The organism is Vibrio sp. OPT18 (genome assembly GCF_015163615.1).
GTDB lineage: Bacteria > Pseudomonadota > Gammaproteobacteria > Enterobacterales > Vibrionaceae > Vibrio > Vibrio coralliirubri.
This window is the reverse complement of sequence record NZ_JADDYK010000060.1, coordinates 1-9,934: the sequence shown is the minus strand read 5'-3', so window position 1 is coordinate 9,934 and position 9,934 is coordinate 1. Positions and strand designations below refer to the sequence as shown.

The 9,934-nt window shown below is 37.1% G+C and carries 6 protein-coding genes and 1 pseudogene; 4 read left to right on the top strand and 3 right to left on the bottom strand.

Annotated features, from left to right (window positions below):
- Positions 1 to 272: pseudogene (ligA, locus tag IQQ51_RS27165) on the top strand (NAD-dependent DNA ligase LigA); the annotation flags it as partial.
- 107 nt (positions 273 to 379) lie between these two features.
- Positions 380 to 2,326 carry a BRCT domain-containing protein gene (locus IQQ51_RS15055; RefSeq protein ID WP_193841504.1) on the top strand — a complete coding sequence of 649 codons (1,947 nt, stop codon included), beginning with the start codon at positions 380 to 382 and terminating at the stop codon, positions 2,324 to 2,326.
- A 60-nt stretch (positions 2,327 to 2,386) separates the two neighbouring features.
- Here the strand turns inward: IQQ51_RS15055 and IQQ51_RS15050 are convergent, their stop codons facing one another.
- The 3 genes from IQQ51_RS15050 to IQQ51_RS15040 all read right to left on the bottom strand — a co-directional run bounded on the left by IQQ51_RS15050 (position 2,387) and on the right by IQQ51_RS15040 (position 7,305).
- Positions 2,387 to 4,951: a DEAD/DEAH box helicase gene (locus IQQ51_RS15050; RefSeq protein ID WP_193841503.1), complete on the bottom strand. Its 2,565-nt coding sequence runs from the start codon at positions 4,949 to 4,951 to the stop codon at positions 2,387 to 2,389.
- On the bottom strand, positions 4,951 to 5,883 hold the full coding sequence (locus IQQ51_RS15045) for a DUF1837 domain-containing protein (protein ID WP_108187669.1): 933 nt from the start codon (positions 5,881 to 5,883) through the stop codon (positions 4,951 to 4,953). The genes IQQ51_RS15050 and IQQ51_RS15045 overlap by 1 nt, the downstream gene beginning before the upstream one ends.
- Positions 5,884 to 6,141: 258 nt before the next feature.
- Positions 6,142 to 7,305: a hypothetical protein gene (locus tag IQQ51_RS15040; protein ID WP_228012888.1), complete on the bottom strand. Its 1,164-nt coding sequence runs from the start codon at positions 7,303 to 7,305 to the stop codon at positions 6,142 to 6,144.
- Positions 7,306 to 7,423: 118 nt separating this feature from the next.
- On the opposite strand from IQQ51_RS15040, the gene IQQ51_RS15035 reads away from it, so the two are divergent.
- Positions 7,424 to 8,653 (top strand): DNA sulfur modification protein DndB, encoded by a 1,230-nt coding sequence (locus IQQ51_RS15035; protein ID WP_193841502.1) that lies wholly within the window; start codon positions 7,424 to 7,426, stop codon positions 8,651 to 8,653.
- 153 nt (positions 8,654 to 8,806) lie between these two features.
- Entirely contained in the window at positions 8,807 to 9,883 is a 1,077-nt protein-coding gene (locus IQQ51_RS15030; RefSeq protein WP_193841501.1) for a S1 family peptidase, read from the top strand.
- The last annotated feature ends 51 nt before the right edge of the window (positions 9,884 to 9,934 follow it).

The following is a 9,934-nucleotide window of genomic DNA, read 5'->3' as shown; positions in this document are numbered from 1 at the left end:
CACGAGCACCACGTTGGGCAATTGCTTATAAGTTCCCAGCTCAAGAAGAGATTACCCTGCTCAATGACGTTGAGTTTCAGGTGGGCCGTACTGGCGCGATTACGCCGGTTGCTAAACTGGAACCTATCTTCGTTGGCGGCGTGACGGTCAGTAATGCCACGCTTCACAATGCCGATGAGATTGCTCGTTTAGGCGTGAAGGTAGGCGACAGCGTTATCATTCGCCGTGCAGGTGATGTAGGTGTCACCTTAGTAAGTAATGTTTCAAGTAGAAGCTTCTATTAAAAAGCGTTACTTACTAAGAGGAACGAAACTTCCCTAGTTATCGTCTAGCAGAGTATAATCTTGATAAAACATGAACGACTTAAATCGGTAGAAGAATGTCTGTATTTACATTAACCAAAGAGCATCTAGATGTTCTTGAAGAAAAAAAACTAAAAAATAACTCTAAGTTAATCGAAAAAACAATTCGAAATAATGACTTCTACTCATTGGATCAGAAGGATATGCAGTACTTCTTGCGTGTTGCTGATGTGCTATATCGTTACGGCAAGCCAATTGTTACTGACAAAGAGTATGATGACAAAGAGATCTGGTATAAGGAAAACCACCCCGAGAGTCATCTTTCTGATGTTGTACAGTCGGATCTTAGAGAAAGTGGTAAGACGGTCAAGTTACCGAAAAAAATGCTGTCCACTGACAAAGCCTATTCTAAGATGGAAATTGAAAAGTGGCTTGATAGGATTTTAAATACTGCGCTTAACTTGAACATAGATCGTGATGACATCTTAATTCGAGTGACTCCAAAGCTTGATGGCTATGCTGCTTACGATGATGGTAGCACTTTGTATACACGTGGAGATGGTGTAAGTGGGCAAGATATTACACGGGCATTCAAGCGTGGCTTAAAAGTTGCGAAAAATGGTAAGCGAGGACTTGGTGCAGGTGAAATTGTTATTAATAAAGAATATTTCGATAACAATTTAAGTGAATATTTTGAAAACTCAAGAAACATTCAGGCAGCTATTATTGCAGAGAAAAATGTTGATGAGAAAGTAAAAAAAGCTATCAACGATGGAGCTTGTGTGTTCTATCCATTTTCTTTGATTAATAATTGGACAGGACATTATAAAGATCTATTGAATGATTTTGATGATGTAGTCGAGGAAATTTGGAATGCAGTTACTTATGATGTAGATGGCGTCATTTTAGAAGCTGTTGACTCTCAAATTAAAGATAATATGGGGTCAACTAGAAAATTTCATCGTTGGCAGATAGCTTTCAAAAAAAATGATGAGGCAGTTGAAGTAGAAGTTGTTAGTGTCACGCCTCAAACATCGAGAACAGGTAGAGTAACGCCCGTTGCTGAATTAGTTCCGACTAGAATTAGTGGTGCTACTATCAGTAGGGCTACAGTGCACCATTATAATATGGTTAAGTCCACTGGAGTAGGGCCTGGTGCTTTGCTTCAAGTTGTCAGAAGCGGTTTAGTTATACCTAAAATAGAAAGAGTAATTAAAGCTGTAGAACCGCAAATACCAGAGAACTGCCCTAGCTGTCAGTCCCATCTTATTTGGGAGTCGGATAATTTGGTATGTCCAAATAAAAGCGATTGTCCAGCGCAAACTGAAAACACGTTGGTACACTTTTTCAAAACCTTAGGCAACAATGATGGCTTCGGCCCTAAGAACATCGAGAAATTGTCAAACCTCGGAATTAAGCATATTCATCAAATGTATAAATTGGAACCACATCAGTTTTCTATGTATGGCTTTGGTGAAAAGACATCTAAGAATTTATATGATCAGCTTCAGGCAAGTCAAAATATAGAAATTGAAGACTGGCGCTTCCTTTCTGCATTCGGTGTCAGTCGTTTAGGTGGAGGTAACTGCGAGAAACTTCTTCAACGTTATTCATTAGAAGATCTATTTCGTGCAAGTGTAGAAGATATAGAAAAGATTGATGGGTTCGCTAAAGTTAGCGCTGAAGCAATTTTTGAAGGCTTAGAAAATATTAAAGAAGAGTTTTTCAAGGTATACAATCTTGGGTTCAACTTAAGTACTACACCTAAGTTATCTGAACAACAGGATTCATCTTCGCCGATAGCAGGGGCGATCATTGTTTTTACTGGCACAATGCTACAAGGTAAACGTAGTGACATGGAAAAGCATGCTAAGTCACTAGGTGCAAAGGTAGCTAAGTCTGTAACAAGTAAAACAGATTATCTTGTTGCAGGGGCTAAAGTAGGTGAAAAGAAAATTAACGGTGCAAAAGATAATGGTGTGAAAGTTTTATCTGAGCAGGAATATTTAGATATTATCATTTAAATATATTATCTATAAGAAAAAAGGGACTATTATAAAATAGTCCCTTTTCGTTAAAGTGTTTTAATGTTTAGATAAAAGTTCTTCAACTTCAATTAACACTAGATTTGGTATATCTTTGTTGGATAAATCATTAGAACGTAGCCACGTTAGCGTGTTTCTTTGATTTAAATCTGAATTTGAAATAAACCCAGATATTTCAATGGCACTAGTGCGGGATAAACCTAGAGCTATTAATGATAACTGAGTTTTTATATTTACACCAAACTCTAAACTTAATTGTACATCTTTAAGGTGTTCAGCTAAATGACTCTGGTTGTTTATTTTCAACACATGACATAATACATCGTTATAACATGCTAAGTATTTAGGTGCCCGAAATCTAGCAATGTTTTCAATATCATCTAGAACATTTCTTATTAATGTTGATATCTTGTAACTATCACCTTTGTTTTTATAATGTTTTTCTCGATCAGTAATGATTCTTGCAACAGTATGGCCATTCATCCATTTAGTAATTAAAAGTGCAAGAACAAAGCTCGCTTTAGGATTAAAACCAAAACTACGTGGTGATAGATACTTGTTAATTCTGCAAAGTACTTTGGTTAGATCGACAACTGCATTATCACTAGATGGGTGAGGTGGAATCAATGATTCGAGATCATTATTTCTAGCTTTCTGCTGAAAATATCCATATAACTCTTCAATTGCTATAGGGCTAATACCTGCATTTTTACGAAATATTTCATGTGGTAACTCACAGTGATCTAGAATTTTCTCTATTTCAGATATTATTTCTGAAGATGCTTTGGATGAACCTAAGCTATTAAGGATAGATTTGTTGTTAGATGTAATACCTTCGATTATATAAGATATTAAATATTCATAATCTATTTTTTCTACTGACTCTTTTCTTGGAGTGCCATCTGTAATATATTTTATGATTTCATCAGTGTTTTTCATCTGCTTATCAACAGAGGGAGTGATTATATAAGGCGTTCTTCTTTTTGGCTTTCCATTAGGCCATAACTGTTCATTATTTACATCTAAACAGAATATGTTTCCTTGAAATTCTTGTCCCCACCGACCAGCTCTACCAGCTAGATTCCAAAAATCTTCACTAGTCATTGGTTGATCAGCTCGTCTTCCCTTTTTCGGGCCTCGAACAAATATATTTTTACATGAAAGGTTCACGCCTTCTACTAGAGTAGATGTACAGGCAAGGAAAGATATTTCTCCAGATTTAAATAACTTTTCGATCTTATGTCTGATAACTTGAGGGATATTTCCATAATGGAAAGCAACACCATATTTGAGATATTCACCTAATAGAAAATCTTTATGTATAGTTTTCTCACATAATTCAATAAGATCTGCTAGTTCAGGAGATGATTTTGGTTCTAAGCCTTCTGACTTGATTTGATCGACAATAATACCGCATGCTTTTTCCGCATCACTTGGGATGTTCACATAAACTAGATTGCCTGAATAAGACTTGCCAATACTATAGGCGACGAATGATAATCTCTTTAATTGATTATTAGGAGTGCTTGCTAAGCTAAGTTCGCCTATTTTTATATTTATATCAGACACGTGTTCTATATCCCATTTCTTGGGATTTCGTGGGACTTGCGAAACCCAAAATAGGTTTTGGTTTACTGTGGCCACTGGAGTGTAAACAGACTCCATATGTTTGCTATTATGTAATTTTAGGAGTTTCTCAGGGTTTTTTGAAAATGGACTAGCATAAATTATTTTAGTTTTTTCAGTTGATGCTCTCATAATCGCATGTTGTAATAGTATGCCTCTGTAAGAGTCAGACATTTTATGAGCTTCATCAATGAAAATATGGTCAAAATTGTACTTAGCATCATTTAATAAAAAGTGAAGTCTCTCTTGAGTAAGTACAAAAATCTTAATTTTAGAATCTTCGATAAAATCTTTATTAGGAAGGGTTATAATGTCAAAGTCTAGTCCTTTATTAACTAGAGTTTGTTCAATATCTTCGCTAACCTGAGTTACCAAGGCTCTTGTTGGTACTAAATATAATATACTCTCAGTATTTTTGTCTATTAATGAGCTAAGAATGTACTGGCAAAAAATAAATGACTTTCCCGCAGCAGTCGGTGCGGAAACAGATAATATATCATTATCTTGAGCTTTGTCCCAGAAACTTAATTGAAACTTATTTGCCTTAAAAGATGATTCGTTACTCAATGAAATAGAAAAATAGTTTTCCATTTTTTCCGTTAAAAGTAATTCACCAATACTGTTTTTGTTGGTTGTATCTAAGTCATTGATAGTTTTCTTGGTTTTTGCCAGTTGAATTAAAGGGTAATTTCCATTCTTTTTTAAAATGTATTCTGATTTCTCTTTTAAGAGTTGACTGAAATTATCACAACTAATAACAGATTGGCATATCCTTAAAGACTTATCTAACTCATCTTGTTGATCTGACATAGATATTATGTCAGCACATTTTAATAAATATTTTATGTCAAAACTTTCTTCTTCAACTTCATAATGAATATCTGAAAATTGAGTTCTAATATTGTTGGTAAGCAATGAACGATATTGTGATTTGAATGAATCTGAATTAATGATTGATGCTATGATATTCTTGTTCATTATTGTAGCCCTAATTCAGTTCTGAATGTGTCTCTAAAACCATCAACTGAATTTATAGGAAGGTAAAAGAAAATGACTTTTGTATGTTCGATGTCATTTTCCTTTAACTTAGCTTCAATATTCTTTTTCCAATGTTTAAGGAAATCTTGTTCTATTTTTTTCTTAATCCCTTCATTTGTCAGTTTGGAATCTGACTTTTCATACGATGAATGATTAAATGACACCAAGCAAACCGCACATGGGCGTAGTTTTTCATAGCGTGGTGACGTGTAGTCAAAGTAGTTTTTAATTGCTCCCTCTAATGTACTGTTGTCTAGATCGATATAATCTACCAGACGAATATCACTATCAACGTCAGGTTCCATTTTTAGAATACTAGCGATACTGGTAATACACTCAGATATTGCAGAAGAATGAGTTGCATGTAACTTTGACTCTCCCCAGTACACACATAGCATGTCGTCATCGTCCACTCCTAGGAAAACTCCATCTGCACCATGAAAGTGCATCTGTTCATCGGACTTTAGACTCATTTTACACAGTACTTGTGGAAACTTTAAGATACTTTCAGTTAATGCGAATAAAAGCAATTCACCACCTTCTCCTGTCAATTCAAGCTTGGTGAAAAGCTTCCTTGCATCGAGGGCTATTTTTGTTATTTCATTTGTACACCCTGTGTCGATAAGTTTTTTTGTCGCTTTATTTATTTTACTTCTAGGGATTGTGTAGTCTGTGATTTTCATACACATGTACTTTATGAGCTCGTTTAATCGAGGTCTGCCATTGGCATCAACTTTTAAGTAATAACAGTCAATCTTGTTTTCATTTATGTTATGTGTACATGCTGTAGCTAAGAGAGATGTGAGGTCTGCTAACTCTCCTCTAGCCATGTCAGTTAGTGCTTTTCCGATAGTATCGAGGTTGTCTTCCATTTTTGTCCATTGCTCTTAAGACGTGAAGTACAGACTTGTTCTGTCAGGTTACAAGATATCCTAATTAGTATTAGAGCTTTTGATTTGTTTAGTTGCCTATACAAGCCACTTTAGTGGCAATAGCTTATACACATACTGATGAATATCATGCCAATAGCATTAAATCACCTAGTTGGATGTCTTTGAACTAAAAATTACAATAATTTAGAGCTAAAAGTAGTGTGGGGGCGATAATGATGTTGTTAAAACAAATTACGTCTATTTGATCAGTGAAATTAAGTATTCGGCAACCTTGTCTCTAAGAGTTCTACCCCCACCTGTAGCGTTGATCCAGAAGGTATTTGTTGCATCTTTCTTAAAGGCTGCACATTTGGCCCAATGAGCGGCATCTTTACTGTAATCTAACTTTGATAAAGAAACTCCAGCCTCATAGTATTCGGCTACCGTATAATCTTGGTGAGTCCTGAGGTCGAAAATTATCAACCCCAATGCTTGCCAAACTTGCATCGAACGATGAAAACCATTTGTATCTTGCTTGAATTCTTTCTCTAGCCCCTTTAGCCAGCCATCCAAGAAACTAATGGTGAGAGGTAATGTTTTCTCAATCAGTTCTAAAGTTATCTCTGTACCATCAGGTAGTTGCTTGGGCAGTTTTTTCTCTATGCGTAGATTTCTTCCACCGAGACTAGCCAAAATTATATATATCAGAGTGTTACGAGTAGTTACGTAGCTATCTGATTTAGTGATTTTGCTGTTAGGTGCAACACCACCAAGGTCATCTAACTTCAAACTAGATTTCAATTCTTGAGCAGCAGCTAGAAGAGGAGAGTCGGCTTGACGGTCAATCAAAAGATTTTGAGTGTATACATTGGTCTCTAAGCTGTTTGTATCTGAGAGCAGCTTAAATATGACATTGTCATCTACATGGCCTAGTTGTGAGTAGTAGAGGCATAAGTCTACTTCAAGTTGTTGTAGTTGACCTACATGCTGGGCTCTCAACTTTGGTGAGTTAGTTTTGAGCTTATGGGTGAATGGATTGGGAATTCCCATTAGTTCGGATAGTGAACTGATTACATGGAAGCCTTCTATCAAAACAATATTGTGTTGGTTAAACGCTAACTCGTTGTAATTATCGACTATGGCTTTTTCTTTAACATTTCCATTGATGACCAAGGTCACTCTAATCGGGCTCACAGGTTGGTTTTCAACTATTGATAGCCTTATCGCATCCGACCAGTTTTTGGTTCTTTCCGCATTAATAGCTCGCTCAAAGCTTGAAGAAATCGTGTCAAATAAAGGGTGTACATCAGGTAAGTATGAGAGCAGCTCAGCGATGCTTACTACTGTATGAAGTTTTGTTATACCGCCTAGTACACTTTTTTCACGTAAGCCATTTACGACAATCTCACTGACTGTATCCATGCTCTCTACTTAAGATATTGTTTTTTTTGAATAGTACAAAAAAAAACAACAAACCTCTTGATTGGGGCGTCGCCCCGATCAAGAATACCTCTGATTTTCGATTTAGAGGTTAAAAATTATGGTTGAAGAAAGAGAAAAAAAGCGATTTGGAGTAACTACAAAGCAGATTTTTGGTAATGCAACCCATACAAGCTTTAATGGTGTATATACGATGTCTACGGTAATGCCTGTAGAAGATTTACTGCGCTCCTGTTCATTCGACCTCATCCCTTCACATTTGCGAACTATATATAAAGAGATTCAGAGAACTGTAACGCCTCAGCGCAGAAATGGCTTCGAAGATTATTGTTATAAGCACATGACCAAGTCTAGTGATATCGGAGGTGTGATTCCTCCTGTATTAATCGGTTGTATGTCTGATGTAAAAGTTGAACTATCGGATAACCCTAGATTCAATGATTCGTTACTCGTTGATCCCGAGAGAAATTTTGTAGTGGATGGCTTAAATCGATTATCCACTATAGCGACTGTTTTAGGGGGGTATGATACAAATCTGATAAAAAAGTCTTCCGAAACAGATGCTCGTCGTAAGCGTAGAGTTGACTTGTCGGCTTTGTTACCGAACCTTAGCGTGCAAGTCGTATTTATTTTTCGAAGAGATCGTGCTCTTAGAGAGGATGATTTTTCTCAAATTTTCGCCGATGTAAACGGTCAGCAATGCCCAATGAGTACAAATAAATTAATGAAACTAGCTAGGACTGATGAAGTTGTTGAATTTGCGAGAGAGTTAGGTTCTCTTGCAATAGTTAACTCTCATGGGGGAATGGCTAAAGATTCAAGTCGAGTTACTGAAAAAAGTGACTTTATTATAACTTTAAATACTCTCACTCGCTTCGCTTTAGGGGCAATTGGTGGTTACAAGTTACAAACTAAAGTCAGGGGTGTCAGAGAAATGAATGATGGATCGATATTAACGGCTAAGCATATTGAAGAGGTGAGAAGCGATTTGCTTATGTTTTTTGATACTTGGATTGAGCACCAAGGTGAGTCGTATTCTGAAGCTCGACATGGATTTCAACTAGTAACTACTCTAGTTCAAGCTGTTGGGCTAGTTTTTAATAAGTTATGGATTACGTGCGATCAACTGCAACCTGCTGAAAGAACGAATGTTCTTTATCAAGCAGCAAAGAAGTTAGGTTCGTTAGATTATTCTAGGAATGCGCTGCACTGGAGAGATTGCGAAGGTCTAGCAGAAGAAAGTGGTAGTTATAAAGTCATTACTGGAGGAGCTTCATCTCGACGTTACTTTGCTAGTCACTTGTGTGGAAGAATTGGACTCACGTACTAAGAACTACTTTCCTAATAAATATCAGTTAATTAGGGCCCAATAATGTATTTGAGAGTTGTTAGGCGGAAACATCTTAATCATCCATTGAACAATCACCAATATTGATAGAGTATGATATCAATTTAATACAATGTCTAAAGAGATAATGAGCTGATGCCATCTATAAAAAAATTTCAAACGATGCTGGAGTACCCAGAGGACGACAAGCTGGACAGGGATTGTCATTGGGTGCGACCAGCATTTGAAGCTGTAGATGGTTTTTGTGAGGAAACTCTGTGGACTCTTCAAGGGCTAATTGTTGCGCTTGGATTTATACAAGGTGAGAAACAACACATAATCGGTAGCGGTATAATGATTGCGCCAGGACTGTGTTTAACCGCGACGCATGTGATTGAAGAAACTAAAAAAAAGCATTGTTTTTTGTACTCATTTCCAAGTGGTTCGTCAATGAGAATGTGGACACCGCATGATTTTCATGCCCTACGTACTGCTGAACAAGTAGCGTTGTTTGGGAATTCTGAGGAAAGATATTCTGACGTCTCTGTTCTATCTTATTCTCCTCTATCGAAATTCGAAGATGACATCGATCATTATTACTCCCCGTTGGAAGTCGCTTTACCAAAGATTGGAGAAAGGCTGTGGGCGGTTGGCTATAGAGAAGTAGTTAACGATGGAATACCTCAAATAGGCGCTTTTGTAACCTCTGGAGTTGTAACGGAGCAGTTTTCTTCGGGAAGAGGCTCGTACATAAACGGTGCATGTATAGAAGTAGCGATGAAGTCACTTGGGGGAATGAGTGGAGGCCCTGTATTTAACGAAGAAGGAAGAGTCGTTGGAGTTATTTCGACTTGTATGGAAGGGCAAGAGGATAACTTGGGGCCCACATATGTAACGTTAATATGGCCCTCTCTTATATCAGAAATATATTGTCCTTGGCCTAATGCTCATTGGCCTAACAATCTAGGGGGAGTCCAAGTTGAGCCAGATAGTAAAGGTGTTAGAGTCGTAGGTAGTGTTAAAAGTGAAAATGGTGCATTAAAAGTCAAATTTCCTAATCAAAGCGAAGAAACAGTTCATGAGTTGTTTAAGATGGCCAAAGTTCAGCTTGCTGAGGAAAGTGAAGAGTTGTGTGATTATATCTACGACCTGATTGGAGACGATTTGGAAGAGGAGTGTTTGAATTATCGTATCCGCCCCATGAACCCACAGGGCGAACTTGCTAATGTTTGAAGTTCCAGGGTAAGAGCGCATCGATATCAGGCTCAGCTTGCGCTAGCTCTT